The following is a 19890-nucleotide window of genomic DNA, read 5'->3' as shown; positions in this document are numbered from 1 at the left end:
TCCCTCCTTACTCTGCATCCACCAGATCCCCGTTCTCATCCAGCTTTGTTGCCTTATAATACTGCGCAAGAATCTTCGTATCGATCCGGTCCAGCTCCTCCTTCGGAAGCAGGCCCAGAAGCTGCCAGCCAATATTCAGCGTGGTGATGATGTTCCGGTTGTCATGCGGATCCTGTCCCACAAAACGATGCTCAAACTCCCGGCCGAATACCAGATATTTTTTATCCAGCGGTGACAGCTCATCCTCACCTATAACCGATGCCAGCGCTCTTGCGTCTCCTACTTTCGCGTAACAGGAGAACAGCTGGTTTGCCACTGCCTGGTGATCTGCCCGGGTGTAGCCCTCACCGATACCATCCTTCATCAGACGGGACAGGCTCGGCAGCACGTTAATCGGCGGGTAAACCGACTGGCCATTTAATTCCCGGTCCAGAACAATCTGCCCCTCGGTAATGTAACCGGTCAGGTCCGGGATCGGATGGGTGATGTCATCGTTTGGCATGGTCAGAATCGGGATTTGGGTCACGGAACCATTCACGCCCCTGACAATGCCTGCGCGCTCATAAAGCGCCGCCAGCTCACTGTACAGATATCCCGGGAAACCCTTTCGGGACGGGATCTCACCCTTGGAGGAGGATACCTCACGCATAGCCTCCGCAAAGGATGTCATATCCGTTAAAATGACCAGAATGTGCATGTTCTTCTCAAAGGCCAGATACTCAGCCAGCGTCAGCGCGCACTTTGGCGTGATCAGACGCTCCACCACCGGGTCATTGGCCAGATTCATGAACATGGCCACATGAGAGGAAACGCCGCTCTCCTCAAAGGTACGGCGGAAAAACTCTGCTACATCGTGCTTCACGCCCATGGCCGCAAAGACAATCGCAAACTGTTCATCCGAATCATCTCCCAGGGATGCCTGCCGCACGATCTGTGCTGCCAGCTGATCGTGGGGAAGTCCGTTGCCAGAAAAGATCGGCAGCTTCTGTCCCCGGATCAGGGTCATCAGTCCATCAATGGCTGAAATACCGGTACGGATATAGTTTCGCGGATACTCACGGGTCACCGGGTTTAACGGCTTGCCGTTTACATCCAGCATCTTTTCCGGCAGGATCTCACCCAGTCCGTCAATCGGCACACCAATGCCGTTCATGGTACGCCCCAGCATCTCCGTAGATACGCCAAGCTCCATCGGATGGCCCGTCAGGCGGGTGTGTACATTTTTTAAGCCCATGCCCTCGGTACCCTCAAATACCTGGATCACAGCCTTGTCCTCATACACCTCAATAATGCGGCCCAGTTTGCGTTTCTTTCCGTCCACGGTCATTTCCACAATCTCATCGTAGGCTGCGCCGGAAATGCCCTCCAGCACCACCATAGGGCCGTTGATCGCACTTAAACCCAAATATTCAATTGCCATTTCACAGCCCTCCTATGCGTTCCGTTCCATGACGCCCTCATAAAAGGCATCAATCTTCTTTTTATAATCATCCAGCAATGCCAGGTTATCGTTTGGCACATCATACTTGATGGCAATGACCTGGTCAAAAATCGGATCCTCCTTCAGTACCGACATCGGCATGCCCATAGAAATCAGAGACCGGGACTTCCGGTACAGGTACAGGATAATCTCCATCATCTTAAACTGCTTCTCCATGGGAACGCAGGTATCGTCCTTGTGGAAAGCATTCTGCTGCAGAAATCCAACACGGATTACCTTTGCAATCTCCAGGATCAGCTTCTGGTCGTCCGGCAGCACATCGCCGCCGATCAGCTTGACGATCTCCATCAGGCTGCTCTCCTGGGACAGCAGGTAGACAATCTGATTGCGGTAATCCACAAACTTTTTGTCCACGTTTTCCGTATACCAGGAACCCAAGTCATTTAAGTATTCTGAGTAGCTGGTCAGCCAGGAAATAGCCGGGAAATGTCTCGCGTAGGCCAGGTTCTTGTCCAGTCCCCAGAAGCAGCGAACAAAACGCTTCGTATTCTGTGTCACCGGTTCGGAGAAGTCGCCGCCCTGGGGCGATACCGCGCCGATGATAGTCACACTGCCCTCGGTACCATTTAAATTCTGCATCATGCCGGCCCGCTCATAAAAGGCTGACAGCTTGGAGGCCAGATAAGCCGGGAAACCTTCCTCTGCTGGCATCTCCTCCAGACGTCCGGACAGCTCCCGCAGCGCCTCCGCCCAACGGGAGGTGGAATCCGCCATGATGGCAACATGGTAACCCATGTCCCGATAATACTCTGCCAGCGTCAGGCCGGAATACAGGCTTGCCTCACGGGCCGCCACCGGCATGTTGGAGGTGTTGGCAATCAGCGTGGTGCGGTCCATCAGCGGATTGCCCGTCTTCGGATCGATCAGTTCAGAAAATTCCTCCAGAACCTGGGTCATCTCATTTCCACGCTCGCCGCAGCCGATGTAAATGATGATGTTCGCGTCAGACCATTTTGCGATCTGGTGCTGGGTCATGGTCTTTCCGGTACCGAAACCTCCCGGGATTGCCGCCGTGCCGCCCTTTGCCAGCGGAAACAGGGTATCCAGAATACGCTGACCGGTTACCAGCGGCTTTGTGGCCGGGAACCGCTTTGCCGTCGGTCTCGCCACACGAATGGGCCATTTCTGGGTCATGGTCAGTGTTTCTTCGCTTCCATCCAAATGCTGGATCGTTACCAGCGGATCGCTGATGGTATACTCGCCATCCTCCGCGACATCCAGCACATACCCCTCCTTGTCCGGCGGAACCATCACCTTATGCAGGATAGCCGGAGTCTCCGGCACCTCCGCAATGATCGTGCCCCCATAAACCCGGTCGCCCTTCTTCACGGTCATGTGGGTCTGCCATTTCTTTTCCGTATCCAGGGCACTGACATTCACACCGCGGCTGATGTAGGCACCTCCGGTCTTCGCGATCTCACTCAACGGCCGCTCGATACCATCAAAAATATTGGTCAGAATGCCAGGGGCCAGGGTAACGGATACCGGTGCTCCGGTTCCCGTCACAAGCTCGCCTGGCCGGATTCCGGCCGTCTCCTCATATACCTGGATGATGGTGTCCCCAGCCTTTAAGCCAATGACCTCCCCCACCAGATTGTCATGGCCTACATAGACCATCTCATTCATGGTAAAGCCCGGATCGCCCTTGACATGGACGATCGGGCCGTTGATTCCGCTGATCACACCCGTCTTAGACATGGTCCCTTCCTCCTTCTGTCAGGCTCAGATCGAAGTGGAACTTCTCTCTGGCTTCCTCCAGCTTGGTCTGGAATGAATTATCAATGAGGATGTGCCGCGCTGGAATGACCGCGCGGGTTCCCCCGGTAAAGGAATACTCACTGATGCGAAGCTCTGCGTTGCCGTTGTGGAGAGCAAGACGGTTTAACTTGTCCTCATCCACCGGATCCAGGTAAATGATCATCTGGTCATTTCCGGCAAACTCCACAGCCTGTTTTACCTGCCGCTCCAGTAATTTCTGATAATCCTGAGTCTCCAGATAATTTGCCAGCATATCGCGAAGCTCTACAAACAGCTTATCCTTTAACTCTTCCTGCTTCATGCCCAGGGTCCGGCGGATCTCAATCTGGCCCACTGCCAGCTGCTTGTTGATCTCGCGCTCAATCTTCTCTGTTTCCTGCGAAAGCTGCAGCTTCTCCCGTCTCCGGGTATCTGCCTTATGTTCCTCAAATGTCTTTTCCAGCGCCGTCATATATTCATCCAGCATCCGCCCGCTGCGGACTCTGGCATCCTCCATGCAGGTGTCCAGAAAATGCTGTAATTTTTCCTCGGTGGTCAAGTTGGTCACCTTCCTTTACAATTTCAATCCGATTGCTTCATTTACATAGGCCGTGATAAAGTCCGGCTTGCGGCCGGTTCCATGACGGTCCGGAATCTCCACAAACAGCGGCTGTCGGTGATTTAACTTCACATCATTTACCAGATCCGGGAATTCCCGCCCGAATTTTTCCGTCAGCAGTACGATTCCGATGGTTTTGTCGGCCAGGACCTTATCAAGCTCCGCCTTCAGTTCCTCTTTTTCGTGCACCACCGCACCCTCCACACCGGCCAGACGCATGCCGGTCCAGGTGTCAATGTTGTCACTGATGAGATACATCTTCATACCTTACAGGGAACCAAGGATCATGAAGGAAATGATCAGTCCGTACAGGCAGACACCTTCGGCAAGACCTACGAAGATGAGGGATTTACCAAGAATGGAGCCGTCCTCGCTGATGGCTCCCAGCGCTGCGGATGCTGCCGCGGATACGGCAATGCCGCCGCCCAGACAGCTCATGCCGGTGGAAAGTGCTGCGGCCAGATAGCCCCAGCCAGCCGCGCTGTTCACGGCCTTGGCGGTCTCCTCTGCCGCGAAAGCATGACCGGTAAACATGAGACCTGCTGCCACGCCAATAGTGGCTATAAACAGGAAGACGTTCACGCCGATGGCGGTTTTATAACGTCCCTTTGTCTTCTCGCCTGCCGCAAACGCGCCAAACGGAACTGCAATGCTTAAAAGCAGGGCTGCTGCCAGTGTGATTTTTGCTAATACTGTCATGATTGGATTCTCCTTTTTTGTTCTACAATCTTTCTTTTGCTTTCTGCCCGGACATTTCACGTTTTCCAGGCGTTTTCGTTCTATCAGTTCTGTTTTCCATACGGTTTGAACTCTCGTCCGGTTCCCCGGTAGAAGCGGCTGAACAGCTCATAATACTCCAGACGGAGTACCTGAATGCCCACGATCAGTCCCTCCATGCCGCACACAAACAGGTTGCCAAGCACAACCACCAGCCAGTTGGGCGTTCCCGCCTCGGCACCGGCCAGCATCAGAACCACTTCCATCATGGCCGCGTGGCTCACCGCGAAGGCACCCACTCGAACGAAGGAAAGAGTGTTGGAAAAGTAGCTCAAACATACTTCAAACAGTTCAAACACACCCTGCACAAAGAACATGCCCTTTTCCTCCGGCATGATCTTCGCGTGCTTCTCTGCCAGTGCCGTAAGCGGCTCCTTAAAGAAGATCACCAGAAGCGGGATTACAAACATCACGACTAAAACTGCGGTGGCCGGAAGCACATGACCGCTCATATACAGGATAATGGTCACAGCCAGGGCACCGTAAAATACGATGCCTGCAATGCCGTTGGTATCAAAAAATGCTTTTTCTGTGTCATGGCTTCTCAGACTGTTAATGACATTGAGTACCATAGTCATCAGAACGATTCCCATGCCCATGGCGATCGCCACGATAAATACCGTATTCAGGTTTCCTACAAAAGGAAGATTTGTCATTGCCGTCTTCGGACGCAGCCACAGCGGCTTGATGATATTCTCAAAGCCAAATACGCTGCCGAAGAGGAAACCAAATATGGTGGAGAAGAAACCACAGCAGGAAATGATGGCTGCCAGATTCATCTTCTTTGCCCGGTATAACAGGTAACCGCCAAGCATCAGGCACAGGCCCTGCCCAGCATCACCGAACATAAAGCCAAACAAAAATGCGTACGTCAGGCCCAGAATGATAGTTGGGTCAATTTCCTCATAAGAGGGAAGTCCGTACATGCGGATAAACATTTCAAATGGCCTGAACAGGCCCGGATTCTTTAATTTGGTCGGAGGTCTGCTGATGATGTTGTCATGATCCTCTTCCACAAAGCAGAACGTCTTGTCATCCTGTTCCAGTTCCTTTCGAAAGGCCTTTGCATCCGTCTCACTCATCCAGCCACAAAGAATATAAAAGGTGTGATCCTTGTCCTTCGTGCAGGCCGCAAGCTTACGCACATCGAAGTTCTTCGAGTAAGTCTCCAGTTTCTGGTACGCCGCCCGCAGATCCTCTGTATGCGCTTCCAGTGCGCCGCGGATTTCTTCATCTACATGCCGCATCTTTTCATCCAGGTCCGCAAGCTGATGCTCCAGCTCATGGGTAGCATCCACCGGCGTTCCCTCGTATTCGTCCGGAAGGAAAAACCGCTCAAAATGCAGGGACGCGTAAATCGCATCGGTCTTATCGCAGAGCGGCTCCGGCACAAAATACACCAGCCACACATAATCTGCGTCTTCCTGACATTTATGAACCACAGTATCGATGGTATCGTACACATAATCCATGAACTTATTGTAGTATTCGTGGGTCATGCGCCCGAACCGGAATTTGATGTACTGAAAATGCATGATGTCTTTCAGGTCATAGTTCAGGTCCGCAAACGGGATTACCCGGTCCATAGACTCCTCTATGCTATGCACCTGCGTTTCCAGTGCGTCTTTTTCTGTCCGAAGAATTTTAATCTGTTCATCCAGACTGTGGATAGTGTTCACGGCATCCTCCACAGAAAGCCCGGTCTGGTTGGCCTGCCGTATCGACATTTCCTGGCTTTCAGCCCGCTTCGAAGCTCCGGCGGCTTTGCCCTCCTGTACATCATGAACATCCACAACTCCCTGAATCTCCTCCATCAGCGCTGCTGCCGTCTGCAGCTCCGCTTTATAAGGATTGATTTCCAGATACGGCCGCAGATTCACTACCGTTTTCAGCTCCGACAGGGCGTTTTCCAGCTGGATCTCATACTTCGAGAGATACCGTTCCACCACCCGGTCAATATCATCCTTCGGACCTGTGATACTTAAAAACTTCATTTTCTCTATCACAAGTAACTCCTCCTGTCTGCAATGGCTTAACGCTCACTGTGTCAAACCACTGCTTCATTTCTACTGTTTTGCCAGCAGCCCCATGATTTCCGATGCCGGAAGTCCATACCGGATTCCCTCAAGCGCCGTAACGATCTTTCGCATCTCCAGTTCTTTCCGGTACAGATAGGAATCCAGTACCGCCGGAGAATGCGGATAGCGGTGCCCGGTTCTGCCATAAATCCGGTTTAACATTTGATTCGACAAAAGCTGAATATCCGGCATTTGTCCGGTCTGAAGCTCTTCCTGCTTTCCATAGGGCGTCTCCCTTAACACCGCAAAAAATTTCGCGTCATCCTCCGCCTCCACCAGCAGCTTTACCTTATCTGCCCGCAGCCGGTAATGAACCGGGATTAGCAGCGCATAAATTTCAGCCTGGGACAAACGGTAAAAACTTCGCGCCCGGCAGATCCACTGGATATTTAACAGATCCAGACGGCTTCCAAAACAATCATCCAGGATTTTCCGCTCCGTCTTGCTTAAGAGTTTATTCCGCAGCTTCCACAGCAACTGGAAGTAGAAGAGATCCAGTTTCAGTTCGCAGTCAAACAATCCCGTCTGCCCCTTTTCCTGCATCTGACTTAACAGTTTTCCATAAACTGTTCCTTCCAGTGCCTCCGTAAACTCTGAAAAATTCTTTGCCCTGCAAAGTGTTTCCAGATCCAGCTCTGAATGCTTTTCAAAAAATCCCTGAAACATGGACAGATCCGTCTGGCCCTCCCGTCCTCCAAGCATGTGCCGCAAAAGCTTTTTGATTACTTCTACTTCATAATGCTTAAAATAAAGGTCCAGAAATTTTCGCTGTTTCATACTGGAGAAGCGGTATAATCTGGTAAAATCCTGGTATTCCGACTGGGTAAGAATCTGCTCAATATATCCGCGATGCAGCTTTGTATCATCCAGGCCATCAAAAACTTCCGCGTAAGCCGGCTGTTCTTTCAGGTAATCTGCCGCGCTCCGCACATCTTCCTGCTCTGCCAGTTCCCGAAACTGCTCCGGTTTCAGCAGGCGACTCTCCATAGCCCGCACTTTTGTCGTTATCCCGCTGTAGGCCAAAAGCCCCATACGATCACTCCTTTACCAGTTCCTGAAACAGCTTCTTCACATAAGATTCGTGATGAAGCTCATAATTCTTTTCCATCTGCGCAAGCTGTCGTTCCGCTTCCGCCTTCTGTTCAGACAATTCAGCGTTCATCCGTTTTTCCATCTCCTGGCGAAGACTCTGCACCTTTTTTTCAGTCTCTTCATCTGCGGTCTGATCAAACTGCCTCGTTTTTTCTTCCATTTCGGCAGCAAAGGCTTTCTTGCGCGCGGCAGCATCATCCATGACCGTCACCGCCGCTTTCTCAATCTCCGATATCCGTTTGATTACGGTATCCATTGTTGTCCTCCTTGTCCATCTGGTAAGCGTATGCCTTAACCATTCCACCATAAGCATGAAATTATACAGCATATAGCTTTCAGCTAACATCATACTCCCGTTGACCACTAAAAGTCATGGTCAAAAATGAAAGAATAATAATTTTTTAACGATCTTTTTTTGTCACAATGACGAAATGCACTTACACACATATAGAAAATTTAAGAATATTCACGAAAGGTCCGAAGCAGGAAATCATGGCTTTTATCAGTACCGTTCTGGCTGATTTTATTTCTCTCGTAGCGGAGCCAATACAGCAGAAGCCGGTTATCCCGGCATTCCGCGGAGCATAAATATGGGTATACGTGTCCGGCTATGCAGCGACTGGTGTTTGAGGTAGTCGGACATCTTGTCCGACTATCCGCAAACATCTGTCAGCTGCATCGTCCGAACACAATACCCATATTTTGCGCAGCGGTATGCCGGAATTACCGGCTTCGGACTTATATTGGTATTGTTTTTTAATTATTATTCGGTTGTCAGATACTGACTGGCCACATAGGCCTCCTGGCCATTGTAGAGAATCACGGCCCAGTCATCATCGTGGGCACGTACATATTCGACGGTTACGCCCGCGTTCAGCTGGCCAATGCGCTCAGAAGAGGTACTCGGCTCTGGCCGCACATTCAGTACATCTGTGGTGCGGTATACCGGACCACTGCTTTCTGTTTCTTCCTGTGCCGCTTCTGTAGACTCCATGGTCTCCACCGCAGTCGGACCTTCAGTCTCTTTTGTCCCGCTTTCCGGTTTCGCAAGCTTGACCACCAGGATCAGCAGTACAATACAGAGCACCGGGACCAGAAGTTTTAACAGAGTATATAACGAAAAGGAGGAACTCTGGCTGCCGGCGCGTTTCCGGCTCCTGGCTGCCGCAGAACTGCTGCCACGATTTCCACCGTAGCTGCCGCCCGCGCGGTTTCCACTGTAATTACTGCCTGTGCGGTTCCCCTGGGATGCTCCTGCGCCATTCTCCCGGTTTCCACCGGCGCGGTTCTGGCTGCTGCCCTGTACCGCCGGTCTCGTCAGCGGCTTCCTTCCCTTTTTGACATTGCGGTAATCATCCGCAAAGGTATAAACCTCCTGAGAGAGCATATGATATGCCTGATTTGCGCTGTATGCGTTCGCATCTCCCTCATGAGCCGCTTTGTTGCCAATCATGCGGATCTTATGGTAGTGCTCACAGGTGGCTTTGGATATCCACCGGTTTTCATAGAGCATATCAATCATACCCTTTAAATCGCTTTCATCCATGATACCGGCCTGATCTGCCAGGTTCTTCACCATAAATTCCAGAGTCTGCCGCGCCTTGATCATAGACGCATTGTATTCTCTCTGAACGATCAGCCGCTCGGTATCCTTTACTCCCTGCTGGATCTTATCCCAGCTGCTGTTTCCACCCAATGCCATAAAGATCCTCCTTTGTATCACTTTTTTGTTATCGTTCCTGTGCCGTGCAGACAGCAACCATTTTTCTTCTACAATTATACTATAATCTTCCAAATTGCGCACGCAAAAAAGCATGTTTTTTCGTATTGTAAGGGAACTGTAAGGTGACTTTTCTCGACCCTAGGCAAACTGCGCTCCATATGCTATAATATTTCCATTATGAAGAACTACATTGTATTTGATCTAGAATGGAATCAGAGTGCCAATGGAAAAGAGCGCTCCGTTCCGCATTTTCCCTTTGAAATTATTGAGATCGGCGCGGTAAAGCTGAATGAAAACTTTCAGATGACCGGTGAGTTTCACCGCCTCGTCCGTCCGCAGGTGTACACCCAGATGCACCATGCCATCTCCGAGGTGACCCATATGAATATGAAGGAACTGCGAAACAGCGGGGAACTTTTCCCGAATGCCGCAACCGAATTTCTTGCCTGGTGCGGCGAGGATGCCGTGTTTTGCACCTGGGGCAACATGGATCTCTTAGAACTGCAGCGGAACATGGATTACTACCACATGGAGAATCCTTTTTCCAAACCGCTTCTCTACTACGATGTGCAGAAGCTCTACGGCCTTTTCTGCCGTGAGAACGCAAGAATCTCCCTTGACTCTGCCGTAGAAGAACAAAATCTCATGGAAGAACGTCCTTTCCACCGCGCCTTAGATGACGCTTACTACACCGGAAAACTCCTCACTATGCTGGGACAAACCCCTGGACCGGATGCTATCCTGCCGTTCTGGTCGGTGGACTATTACCGGCTTCCATCCGACAAAAAAGAAGAAATCCGCATGACCTTCCCCGGATATTCCAAGTATGTCTCCCGCATCTTTGACTCCAAGGAAGATGCCATGGCAGATAAGGGCGTTACTGAGATGATGTGCTACCGCTGCGGCCGTATGCTCCGCAAAAAGATCCGCTGGTTCACACCGAACCAGAAAACCTACTTCGCCCTGGCCTGCTGCCCGGATCACGGCTACTTAAAGGGAAAGATCCGCATGAAAAAAGTAGAGGATGAATCTGTATTTGTAGTCAAGACCCTGAAGCTGACCGATGAAGAAGGTGCCCAGTCCATCATCCAGCGAAAAGAGGATGTCCGCAAAAAACGTGCGGAACGCAACCGCATGAAACGTAAACAAAAACAGGCTGGCAAAAAAGCCGCCAGTGCTTCTTCCAGCGCAGCACCTTCAGGCACGGGGTATTCCGCTTCCGGCCGCCGCAGACGAAAATCAAATTCTTCCGGAATATAAAAAGACGTGTGAAAGATGAACCATCATGTTTCACACGTCTTTTTTATTCTAAATCATGCAGCCTGATTTTCTAACTTCTACTTGATGACAATACGCCCCTGGCCTGCCGGGTTCGCATACTCTGCGCCTACATTTCCGCCCAGATGCGTATTGATGTAGTCAGACAACACATCCACATCGGTCATTACCTCATCCTTCAGAATCTTTGCATCTTTAAACATGGTCATGCCGTCGCCCGCAGACTTGAGCATATAGTTGTGGGAAGCTAGCGTATAGGTCCGGTTCAGATCAAGTGGTTGTCCATTTACCTGGATGTCTGTTACACGATACGCACCGGATACCCCAAGGAAATTCCCCTTGTCATCCAGTTTTACACTGGACAAAACGGTGCTGTCAATCGTGTATGTCACGCCAGATACCTGTAAAAAGCCGCCGCTCTCCTGCGGATAATTCTTTGATGCCATCTCTAAGGCATCTTTCAGCTGCTGCCCGGTAACTTCAATCAGACAGGCCATATTTCCGTACGGGAACACTGCAAGTGTATTTTCATACGTGATATTTCCGGCTGCTATAAAGCTGCGGATTCCGCCGCCGTTACTCAGGCCAATCTCTGCTCCAAGCTCATAACGATAAGCATCCGCAGTCAGATCTCCAAGGTTTGTCTCTGCATTACGGACTGCACGCTCTCCGGTCTCCAGATTCTTATCCGTCAGATCCACATCGGTATGGCCAAGCACAGTCTTCAGGCTTTCCTGGTAAATAGCCTGAATGGACTTAATATAGGAATCCGTCTGTGCATCTACTGCTTTTCCATCTTCCGTTACACGCACGCTTCCCGGAATCGTCAGCTTCATGCCTGCATAAAGCAGATTCTTGTTGCGGATCTTATCGCGGTTTGCATCGTAGATTTCTTTCCAGCGGGATGCTGAGCCAAGCTGGCTTTTCGCAATCCTGCTCAGGCTGTCACCTGTTTTTACAGAATACGAAGATGTGGTGTCCTTTGCGGGAACCTTGTCCACAAGCTCTGTTGTGATCGTGCCGTCCGCCTTAATTGTCAGCTTTCCGATATTTTTGAGCTTTGTTCCGGTCTGGGTCAGGGGAATCTGCTTTCCATCCTTATTCGCAATGGTCTTGTTCGGAACCGTCTCATGAGAATGACCATCAATGACTGCGTCAATTCCGTTTGTGTGCGCGATCACCGCATCGGATGACCAGCGCTCTGTTGTTCCATTTTCACCAAGATGGCCCACAAGAATCACGTAAGCTGCCCCGTCATTTCTCGCTGCGTCAACGGAAGACTGAATCTTTGCGTACAGGCTCTCGCCGCTCTCATCCTCGCAGAATCCATACACATAGGTTCCATTTTCATTCTGGAAATAGGATGGTGTCGATTTCGTGAAGCTCTCCGGCGTGCTTGCTCCCACAAGCGCAACCTTCACATCACCGAATGTGAACATTTTATAAGGAGCAAATACGGTATTTCCTGTTCTCAGATCCACAAAGTTACTGGAATAATATCCGCAGTCCAGCTTGCCCGCAAGCTCCAGAAAACGGTTCATTCCGTAATCAAACTCGTGGTTGCCCGGAATCGCGAAATCATAGCCGACCTGGTTCATGATATCGACCAGATAGCCGCCCTCTGACAACGTGCCGATCGGCGCTCCCTGAATTGCGTCGCCGGCATCTGCCAGAATCACATACGGGGTCTGCTGCTGCATCTGCTTCTTGTAGAGCGCAAGACCTGCATAGCCAATGTTGTCGTCTACGCCACAGTGAACATCATTTGTGTAAAGCACAATAATGTCGTTGTCCTGCGCGAACGCCGTGATCGACATTCCGGCAGCCAGACTCAGCACCATGGCCAGAGTGAGCAGCCAGCTAAGCAGTTTTGAGCTTCTTTTCTTTGTCATGCTCTTTTCTTCCTCCTTTTTCACACATGTTTTAAATTGTCATGCTACTGCATTTATTATAGCAATTTATCCTGAAAGTGGAAAGTTGTTTTCGAAAAACACAAAAAACTTCCGTGCCCATCACTCGTGGTCACGGAAGTTCTTATTGTCTAAAAATGATTTGTGTTTTTTGGGCCGCTTATGCGGTTTGGTCTGTTTCAGGGCGGAATCAGAACGCTTCTGCTGAAGCATCATATCAAACTCGGATGTAGTCATGCCAATATCCTGCAGGCGCTGTCTGCGCCGCTCATATCGCTCGGAACGTTCTTCCTCTTCCCGCTTTTCAATGCGGTATTTCGCCGTAAGAAGCCCAGAACCGATGATAGCCGCTACCGCCGCGACACCTATAATGATCCAGAACGCCGGCGGGATGTTTAAATGAATCCCGGGCCTGCGGGCACTGGAAAGTGTTTTCTTTTCCGCGCTTTCCGAAGATGTCAGCGGATCCGTCTGAGCCAGGGCCAAAGGATCCTGATTGAAAGAAGATTCTCCATCCAACGCGCCGGACTGAGCTGCATCTGAGCCATACTCCGCACCGGAATCCTGTGCAGAACCGCCAGATTCTATGGAAGCAGTCTGGACTTTCGCGCCTGACATTTCATCAGAAGCAGCTGCCACTTCCACATTTTCTGCCTGTGCACTCACCGCAGCATCCGAATCCTCACCTGCCACCTTGTGCAATAGATAGCTGGCACCAATCTGCCGGTCATTATACTGGTAGGTGATGCGTGCCACCGCCGCCGGCGGCGCGGATTCCGGCAGTTCATAACTGATGGCAGACTGGGCATCGGAAATGTCCGCTGTCTTCGGCAGTGTCACATAACAGTCCTTTTGCATATGCAGTACCGAAAGATCCGCAGCCGGGAGTCCGGCAATGGTCATGTCGTTGGAAACCGAGGAATATGTGCCATCCGCCTCCGCAATATTCACCGACTGGAAATTGGAAAATCCAAAATCCAGAAGCGCCTTCGTATCACTGTAGTGAGTCTGATGTCCGTTTAAGATGACCGTGATCAGCTTCATGCCGTTTTTCTCCGCACAGGTCACCAGCGTGTTGCCTGCCAGCATGGTATAACCGGTCTTGCCGCCAATAACTCCGGGATAATACTGCGGCGCATTCTTTTTTAACATCCGGTGGCCTGGATACACCCGGAAACCGTCCGGATTATGTCTGGTCGGTGGAAGATCATAGTACAAACTGGAATCAATGGTTACAAAGGTCTCATTCTGAAAGGCTGCCTGCGCGATCAGGGCCATATCGTAAGCCGAGGTATAGTGCTGTGGGTCATTTAAACCGCTGGGATTGTTGAAATGGCTCTCCTGACAGCCCAGTTCCTTCGCCTTCGCATTCATCAGCACCGCAAAGTTCTGCACAGAGCCAGCCGTATGCTCCGCCAGGGCATTCGCCACCTCATTGGCTGACTTTAACAACATGGCATACAGGCAGTCCCGCACGGTCATCTTATCTCCCACATCTAACCCTGCGCTGCTGCTTCCCTGCTCCACGTTGTAGATGGCATCGTGAGAAAAGGTAACAATATCATCCAGGTTGCAGTGCTCAATGACAATGAGCGCCGTCAGGATCTTGGTAATGCTGGCCGGATAGTAAACGGAATGCAGATTTTTTCCATAGATCACAGCGCCGGAGCGGGCGTCCATCAGGACAGCCCCCTCTGCTTCCACCGAGACATTGGACGGCCATTCCGGGGCCGCATATGCCAGGGTGGCCTGTGTGCCTGTGATCAGTACAATACACAAAAGCAGGGTCAGAATTCGTTTCATTTCTATATCTCCTGAAAAAGCCGGGCCGGGGCTTTGTGAGCTCCCGGATCCGGCATCAATTTATTTTTTTTCTCGTGACTGCGTCACTCGATCTCCTCGCCGTTCGCCACAACCGTGCAAGCACGTTTTTGGCTCTCTTGCGCTCGTCTTATAATACAGGATAATGAGACAAATTGCAAATACTGCGAGAACCGATACGCCGTAAGTTGCGGCAATGCGCGCGGCTGTATCCATAAAGAATGGTTCCGGAACAATGTTGATCAGAAGATCTGTGTCCGGATTCAACATCCATAAGTCATTGTTGAAGAAGATATGATGGAAAATGATAAAATATTTATTGAAGTCTGTGGCTATGATGCCCGCCAGTACTGCCAGCACCGCAAAAAACAGCGCCGCCCCCGCGCAGATCATCTTCGGCAGCACCCGGCGGATATCTGCTTTCAGAACCAGCAGCAACGCCACACAAATCACGATCAGCCCAATACTGATGCGTCGCAGGGCAAGTCCTCCCAGAAACAATCCCCTTACATCCTCCATATGGGCAATTTCCCGGTCATTGAAGAACTCTCTTGGCTGCCCATTCACAATGGTCGGAACATGAAGATCTTCCCGGTTGCCACGCAGATAAGCCATCATCTCGTCCGTTACATCAAGCAGATCACTCATTTCCATGTGAACATCGTTTAAAACACCGTATTTCGCATATTCTTTTTCGTAATAGCCCGGAGTCCAGTAGGTGACAGCTTCAATCGAAGTGATAAGCAGAATGATCATCAGCGCAAAGCCGCACAGGATTCCCAGCAGGTTGTGAAGGATTTTCATCGTAATGGGGTCCTTTCTGAAATTCGTTTCGTATAAAATAAATCTATATAACAAAAAACACCGACCCCGCAGCTCTCTGTCTGCAAAATCAGTGCCTTTACAGTGCGCCTTCAGGGACTCGAACCCTGGACAAATAGATTAAGAGTCTACTGCTCTACCAACTGAGCTAAAGGCGCTTATTTAATTTTTTCTGTCCCGCTTGTGTGTTGCTGTATCAGCGGCACGGTCATTATTCTATCGCATGTCCCATCAAAAGTCAACACTTTTTTTTAATTTTTTTCAAGTTTTTTTTCAGCTGACTTTTGATGGGGAGAAAATCCTTATTTTATGCGGGTTTTGCGCAAATTGAAATTACTTGATCAGGGCTTCCAGCTCTGCTTTACTCTGAACACCAATGCGTTTTTCCACTGCTTCTCCGTTCTTAAACAGGATCAGAGTTGGAATAGACATAACCTTATATGCACGGGCAAGCTCCGGAGCAAAATCTACGTTCAGTTTACCAACAATCACATCATCCTGCTCGTTTGCCAGCTCCTCAACAGCCGGAGCCATCATCTTGCACGGTCCGCACCAGTCTGCGTAGAAATCTACCAGTACCGGCTTTTCAGATTTTAATACCTCAGCTTCAAAGTTCTCAGATGTAAATTTCTTTTCCATAAGTTACAATTCTCCTTTTCTTCCAGCCTGCCCCGGCCTTCTGCGTACGGGAATCTTTCCGCCAGACCACCGCTTCAGAATCGCGCTGTCAGCATTTTTTACAGCGGTTCAGTTCCTTTTCCACTTCTTTAAAGCATTTGCACCACTTTAAAAGGCGGCGGTTTAAGGATTCCTTGTCGCAGGTAGCACAGCGCAGGCATCGGACAATTTTTTGTTTCAGTGTCATATACATCACCAGATCCGTTTTCTTACCGGTAGTATATGCAGATGAACCGTTTTCACGCACCTAACGGCTTGCGATGAGTTTGCAGATGGGATTTCCCATGGCGGAAAATTTGGTTTCATACTCGGTCATGACGTTGCCCTCAGCCATATCGCTGTGGTGCAGATCACGGGTAAACGCTTCAATGTTCCAGCCTGCCTCCGGAATTGCCTCCAGAGAGTAAGTAAACAGATCCTGATTATCCGTCTTAAATTCCACGCGTCCGTCCTTCGCCAGTACCTGGTCATACACCTTCATGAAATCCGGTGAAGTCAGGCGGCGCTTTGCATGGCGGTCTTTTGGCCACGGATCAGAGAAGTTTAAGTAAATCTTCTCCACCTCGCCCGGCGCAAAGATCTCGCCCAGCTCTTTCGCGTCCACACACATGAAATATATATTGGAAATCTCAAGCTCTTCCCGCTTCTGAAGCGCCCGCAGCAGCACGCTGGAGTAACGCTCAATGCCGATGAAATTCGTCTCCGGATATTTCTGGGCCAGCTCCATAATAAACTTTCCCTTTCCCATTCCGACCTCGATCTGAATCGGGTTTGTATTGCCAAACAGCTCGCAGAAATGACCGCGGTGTTCTTTCGGCTTCTGAATGACGAAAGGACTGGTCTCAATGGCTTCCTCTGCGCCCCGGATGTGGCGTAATCTCATAGTTTTTTCCTCCGTTTGTCTGTTACTGATCCTATGACTGAACCGTTACACTACTTCCAGATTGTACGGGCAGTCATTTGCGGGTACCGTCCTGCGGCACCTGCCTTCATTCTATCATCGTGCCAGACAGTTTGCAAGGAGAAGCCGCCGGGATGACTAACCAAAAGCTTTCATTAGAACGCCTGATTCAGAATCTTTCCGTCAATGGAAATAGTCACAACCTGCCACGGAATGAATTTACCGCTGTTCTGAATCGCAGTCATAGCTGCATGCTGCAGTCCGCCACAGCACGGAACCTCCATGCGGACAATGGTCACGCTCTGAATATCGTTCTCCTTAATGATCTCAGCGAGTTTTTCGCTGTAGTCCACATCATCTAACTTCGGGCAGCCGATCAGGGCCACTTTGCCTTTCAGGAATTCCTGATGAAAGTTTGCGTAGGCGTAAGCAGTGCAGTCTGCGGCAATGAGCAGGCGTGCCTTGTTAAAGTACGGTGTGCGGACCGGAGCCAGCTTGATCTGTACGGGCCAGTTAGTCAGCTGGGACTGTAAATGGAACAAAGCGGCCGGTGCTTCATTCTGCGCTGCGTCAGTTTCCTCATGGCTGATCTGCTGGGAGCGGCTTCCCGGGCAGCCGGTAAAAACTGGTGTCTCTTCATGGACGATCTGGCGGGCACGGCTTCCCGAACAGCCAGTAAATACCGGAGTTTCCTTCACTGCACTGCTATGCTGATCTGCACTGTGACCGGCAGTCTGACCAGCCTCCTGCTTTCTGCGCTCCATGTGTGCCTTTACCGCCGCCTCATCATAAGCCGCTGCCTCACGCTCCACAAAGGTGATAGCCCCGGTCGGACAGGTTGGCAAACAGTCGCCCAGGCCGTCGCAGTAATCATCCCGCAGAAGCTGCGCTTTTCCGTCTACGATGCCGATGGCTCCCTCATGGCAGGCATTGGCACAGATGCCGCAGCCGTTGCATTTTTCCTGATCAATGTGAATCACTCTTCGAATCATAAAACTCGTCCTCCTGATAAAAATGAATATGTGAATGTTCTTTTTCGTGGTTCCTTGATTGTACAGGCAGATTATACTATAATGAATCTGATAAATATGTTGTTTTAACAACGTTTTAAGAAAGGCAGAATTATGGATTATCAGTTTCTCTCCCGGACGGCACTGTTTCAGGGCAGCGAACCGGATAAGGTAAAAGAAATGATGAAATGCTTTTACGCAAGAGAAAAACATTACCGCAAAGGCGAGATCGTCTTATATATGGGAGATCTGGTGAAGGATCTGGGTCTTGTACTGTCAGGCAGTGTGACCATTGAGCGGGATGACCTGTTGGGAAACCGCAGCATTTTTGGCCATGCCGGAGCAGGACAGATCTTTGCGGAAACCTATGCCTGCGTCCCCGAAGAACCGCTCATGGTGAATGTGGTAGCTGACGAGGACACCAGCATCCTGTTTCTGGACATTGGCCGGGTGCTGACCACCTGCCGGACCACCTGCACCCACCACAGCATGCTGATCCAGAACCTGCTTCTGGCATCCGCCCGCAAGAATCTTGGCCTTTCCGAGCGGATCATGCATACATCACCCAAGTCCATCCGAGGACGGCTGCTTTCCTACTTTTCAGCCCAGGCCGCCAGACAGGGCAGCGTAAATTTTTCCATTCCATTTAACCGGCAGCAGCTGGCGGATTATCTGGAGGTGGACCGGAGCGCACTGTCGGCGGAACTTGGCAAAATGAAAAAAGAGGGACTTCTGGATTTCTGGAAAAACCAGTTTGTGTTAAAAACGGAGGAGAACAAATGACGAAAAAATTATATTATGCAGACAGCCATCAGGACAGCTGTCACGCAACGGTACTGTCCTGTACATGGAATGAGAAAAAACAGTGCTATGAAGTAGTTCTCGACCAGACCGTATTCTTCCCGGAGGGCGGCGGCCAGTATGCCGACACCGGCGTTCTGGGCGGCATGAAGGTGCTGGATGTCCAGGAAAAAGGTGACCTGATCATCCACTACACCGATGGAGAACTTCAGCCCGACACAGAAGTGGATGGCGCGATCAACTATGAAGAGCGTTTCTCCAAAATGCAACAGCACACCGGCGAGCATATCGTTTCCGGCATCGTGCACCGCACCTTCGGATATGATAATGTCGGCTTCCATCTGGGCCAGGAACTGGTAACCATGGATTTCAACGGCACATTTACACCAGAGCAGCTTCAGCAGGTGGAATATGAGGCCAATGAAGCAGTTGTGAAGAACCTTCCGATCGTGGTAACCTATCCATCCAAAGAAGAACTGGACCAGCTGGATTACCGCAGCAAAAAAGAACTGACCGGTCAGGTTCGCATTGTGGAAATTCCGGGATACGATGTCTGCGCCTGCTGCGCTCCCCATGTAAAACTGACCGGTGAAGTGGGTATCATCCGCCTGATCGATGCCGTGAAATACAAGGGCGGCACCCGTGTGACCATGGTATGCGGCTTCCGCGCCCTGAAAGATTACCGGATGAAGGAAGATAATGTCCGGGAAATCTCCCGCCTGCTCTCCGCTAAGCCAGAAGAAAGTGCTCTGGCCGTACACCGTCTTCAGGACGAGGCTCGCATGTGGAAAGAAAAACTTGTCCGCGTCCAGAGCCACACAATGGAACGAATTCTGGACAACCTGTCCGGGGATGTGGAAAACTATTTTCTTTTCGAAGAAGATGTGGATAAGAATGTAGCCCGCCGCTTCGTTGACGAAGGAAAGGGCAAATGCCACGGCATCTGCGGAATCTTTCTTGGAAACGCTGCCGATGGATACCGCTATATCCTTGGCAGCGAATCCGTGGATTTAAAAGCATTTTCCAAAGGCTTTCATGAAACGCTGGGAGGCAAAGGCGGCGGCAAATCCGAGATGATCCAGGGAACCGTGAGCGGATCGGAGGAAATGATCCGAAGCTATATGGAATCCGCTTTCAAATAA

General features: G+C 50.6%; 18 protein-coding genes and 1 tRNA gene. 3 read left to right on the top strand and 16 right to left on the bottom strand.

Annotated features, from left to right (window positions below; all coding sequences use genetic code 11):
• Positions 1–7 precede the first annotated feature (7 nt).
• The 9 genes from DWY84_RS06345 to DWY84_RS06305 all read right to left on the bottom strand — a co-directional run bounded on the left by DWY84_RS06345 (position 8) and on the right by DWY84_RS06305 (position 9506).
• Positions 8–1420 (bottom strand): V-type ATP synthase subunit B, encoded by a 1413-nt coding sequence (locus DWY84_RS06345; protein WP_118531793.1) that lies wholly within the window; start codon positions 1418–1420, stop codon positions 8–10.
• 12 nt (positions 1421–1432) lie between these two features.
• Entirely contained in the window at positions 1433–3199 is a 1767-nt protein-coding gene (locus DWY84_RS06340) for a V-type ATP synthase subunit A (protein ID WP_118531791.1), read from the bottom strand.
• On the bottom strand, positions 3192–3797 hold the full coding sequence (locus DWY84_RS06335; protein ID WP_118531789.1) for a V-type ATP synthase subunit E: 606 nt from the start codon (positions 3795–3797) through the stop codon (positions 3192–3194). The genes DWY84_RS06340 and DWY84_RS06335 overlap by 8 nt, the downstream gene beginning before the upstream one ends.
• 15 nt (positions 3798–3812) lie before the next feature.
• Entirely contained in the window at positions 3813–4121 is a 309-nt protein-coding gene (locus tag DWY84_RS06330; protein WP_118531787.1) for a V-type ATP synthase subunit F, read from the bottom strand.
• 3 nt (positions 4122–4124) lie between these two features.
• A complete protein-coding gene (locus tag DWY84_RS06325; RefSeq protein WP_118531785.1) occupies positions 4125–4556 on the bottom strand; it encodes an ATP synthase subunit C in 432 nt (143 codons plus the stop codon).
• A gap of 83 nt (positions 4557–4639) precedes the next feature.
• Positions 4640–6640, bottom strand: coding sequence for a V-type ATPase 116kDa subunit family protein (locus DWY84_RS06320; protein WP_118531783.1), 2001 nt, complete (start codon positions 6638–6640; stop codon positions 4640–4642).
• A 60-nt stretch (positions 6641–6700) separates the two neighbouring features.
• A complete protein-coding gene (locus tag DWY84_RS06315) occupies positions 6701–7744 on the bottom strand; it encodes a V-type ATPase subunit (protein WP_118531781.1) in 1044 nt (347 codons plus the stop codon).
• A gap of 4 nt (positions 7745–7748) precedes the next feature.
• The gene (locus DWY84_RS06310; RefSeq protein WP_118531779.1) at positions 7749–8060 is read right to left on the bottom strand and encodes an ATPase; all 312 of its coding nucleotides are present in this window, start codon (positions 8058–8060) and stop codon (positions 7749–7751) included.
• Positions 8061–8567: 507 nt separating this feature from the next.
• Complete coding sequence (locus tag DWY84_RS06305) at positions 8568–9506, bottom strand: SH3 domain-containing protein (protein WP_118531777.1); 939 nt, start codon at positions 9504–9506, stop codon at positions 8568–8570.
• Positions 9507–9704: 198 nt separating this feature from the next.
• Between DWY84_RS06305 and DWY84_RS06300 the strand changes: the two genes are divergently transcribed.
• Positions 9705–10787, top strand: coding sequence for a 3'-5' exonuclease (locus DWY84_RS06300; RefSeq protein ID WP_118531775.1), 1083 nt, complete (start codon positions 9705–9707; stop codon positions 10785–10787).
• A 77-nt stretch (positions 10788–10864) separates the two neighbouring features.
• Here DWY84_RS06300 and DWY84_RS06295 read toward each other — a convergent pair whose 3' ends face one another.
• The 7 genes from DWY84_RS06295 to DWY84_RS06260 form a co-directional block, all read right to left on the bottom strand.
• The gene (locus tag DWY84_RS06295) at positions 10865–12697 is read right to left on the bottom strand and encodes a bifunctional UDP-sugar hydrolase/5'-nucleotidase (protein ID WP_118531773.1); all 1833 of its coding nucleotides are present in this window, start codon (positions 12695–12697) and stop codon (positions 10865–10867) included.
• A gap of 120 nt (positions 12698–12817) precedes the next feature.
• Complete coding sequence (locus DWY84_RS06290) at positions 12818–14518, bottom strand: D-alanyl-D-alanine carboxypeptidase family protein (RefSeq protein WP_118531771.1); 1701 nt, start codon at positions 14516–14518, stop codon at positions 12818–12820.
• Positions 14519–14578: 60 nt separating this feature from the next.
• Positions 14579–15340 (bottom strand): TIGR01906 family membrane protein, encoded by a 762-nt coding sequence (locus tag DWY84_RS06285; RefSeq protein WP_118531769.1) that lies wholly within the window; start codon positions 15338–15340, stop codon positions 14579–14581.
• Positions 15341–15443: 103 nt separating this feature from the next.
• Positions 15444–15516 (bottom strand) — tRNA-Lys (locus DWY84_RS06280).
• 175 nt (positions 15517–15691) lie between these two features.
• A complete protein-coding gene (gene trxA, locus DWY84_RS06275) occupies positions 15692–15997 on the bottom strand; it encodes a thioredoxin (protein ID WP_118531767.1) in 306 nt (101 codons plus the stop codon).
• Between the two features lie 286 nt (positions 15998–16283).
• Positions 16284–16919 carry a tRNA (guanosine(46)-N7)-methyltransferase TrmB gene (gene trmB, locus DWY84_RS06265; RefSeq protein ID WP_118531763.1) on the bottom strand — a complete coding sequence of 212 codons (636 nt, stop codon included), beginning with the start codon at positions 16917–16919 and terminating at the stop codon, positions 16284–16286.
• Positions 16920–17092: 173 nt separating this feature from the next.
• Positions 17093–17929, bottom strand: coding sequence for a 4Fe-4S binding protein (locus DWY84_RS06260; protein ID WP_118531761.1), 837 nt, complete (start codon positions 17927–17929; stop codon positions 17093–17095).
• A gap of 132 nt (positions 17930–18061) precedes the next feature.
• Between DWY84_RS06260 and DWY84_RS06255 the strand changes: the two genes are divergently transcribed.
• Both DWY84_RS06255 and DWY84_RS06250 read left to right on the top strand, forming a co-directional pair.
• On the top strand, positions 18062–18730 hold the full coding sequence (locus DWY84_RS06255) for a Crp/Fnr family transcriptional regulator (RefSeq protein WP_118531759.1): 669 nt from the start codon (positions 18062–18064) through the stop codon (positions 18728–18730).
• Complete coding sequence (locus tag DWY84_RS06250; RefSeq protein WP_118531757.1) at positions 18727–19890, top strand: alanine--tRNA ligase-related protein; 1164 nt, start codon at positions 18727–18729, stop codon at positions 19888–19890. The genes DWY84_RS06255 and DWY84_RS06250 overlap by 4 nt, the downstream gene beginning before the upstream one ends.

Source organism: Clostridium sp. AF27-2AA (genome assembly GCF_003478505.1).
Classification (GTDB): Bacteria; Bacillota; Clostridia; order Lachnospirales; family Lachnospiraceae; genus Brotaphodocola.
Note: the sequence above shows the minus strand (reverse complement) of the source record. Positions and strands in the feature narration are given on the sequence as shown.